Below are 1,083 nucleotides of genomic sequence, written 5' to 3' on the forward strand. Positions count from 1 at the left end.
ATTTGCGCGCGGGCGCTTGATCGAAGCACGGCTCAGCGCATACCCTCCCTGGGCCAGGGAGGGCACTCGATGGATCTTTTCAAACTGAACGGCGATGTCGCGCTGGTCACCGGCGCCGGCAGCGGCATCGGCCAGGCAATCGCGATCGGGCTCGCCGAGGCAGGCGCTGACGTCGCCTGTTTCGGCCATGCATCGAAGGGTGGGCTGGACGAAACCGCGCACCGGATCACGGCGCTCGGCCGCAAAGCGCTGGCGCTGACCGGTACAGTGACATCGCAGAGCGATCTCGCGGCGGCGATCGATCGCGTCGAGAGCGAACTCGGTGCGCTGACCGTCGCCGTCAACAATGCCGGCATTGCCGGGCCGACCGGCGGTGTCGACGAGATCGACCCTTCCGACTGGCGGCGCTGCATCGACATCTGCCTGACCGGCCAGTTCCTGTGCGCTCGGCGAGCCGTGCCGCTGATCAAGGCGGCGGGCGGTGGTTCGATCGTCTCGATGTCGTCTGCCGCCGGCCGCCATGGCTACGCCTTCCGCACACCCTATTCGGCGGCCAAGTTCGGTGTCATCGGTTTCACGCAGAGTCTCGCCAAGGAGCTCGGACCGCACGCCATCAGGGTCAACGCCATCCTGCCCGGCATCATCGAGGGGCCCCGCATCGAAGGTGTTATCTCGGCGCGCGCCAAGCAGGTCGGTATCAGCCACGAGGAGATGACCGGACGCTATCTGCAGAACATCTCGCTGCGCCGCATGACCAGCCCCTATGATGTGGCGTCGATGGTCGCCTTCCTGCTCTCCGATGCGGGGATCAACATTTCCGGCCAGTCGCTCGGCGTCGACGGCAACGTCGAAACACTTTGAGGAACAAGCCATGGCCAATGTCGCGATCGTCGGAAGCGGGTTTATCGGGCGGGCTTGGGCAATCAGCTTTGCCCGCGCCGGCCATGATGTGCGGATGTGGGACCAGTTGCCCACTGCCACGGGTGGCGCCCGCGACTACATTGCCGGCGTGCTCGGTGATCTCGCCCGGAACGACCTGTTGCGGGGACAGGCGGTCGACGCCGTGCTCGGCCGGATCACCAT

At 66.0% G+C, this 1,083-nt stretch carries 2 protein-coding genes; both read left to right on the top strand.

Annotated elements, in window-relative coordinates:
• The first annotated feature begins 69 nt into the window (after window positions 1-69).
• Window positions 70-861, top strand: coding sequence for an SDR family oxidoreductase (locus EN750_RS35755; RefSeq protein ID WP_127399377.1), 792 nt, complete (start codon window positions 70-72; stop codon window positions 859-861).
• A gap of 10 nt (window positions 862-871) precedes the next feature.
• Window positions 872-1,083, top strand: a 212-nt coding sequence (locus EN750_RS35760) for a 3-hydroxyacyl-CoA dehydrogenase NAD-binding domain-containing protein (RefSeq protein ID WP_245482912.1), incomplete at its 3' end; no start/stop codon positions are given.

Origin of the sequence: Mesorhizobium sp. M7A.F.Ca.ET.027.03.2.1, from assembly GCF_003999175.1 — a bacterium.
In the GTDB taxonomy this organism is placed as follows: domain Bacteria; phylum Pseudomonadota; class Alphaproteobacteria; order Rhizobiales; family Rhizobiaceae; genus Mesorhizobium.

Bases quoted from the DNA above. Each gene is read 5' to 3' on its own strand.
- EN750_RS35755 (WP_127399377.1), top strand. From the start codon at position 70: ATGGATCTTTTCAAACTGAACGGCGATGTCGCGCTGGTCACCGGCGCC.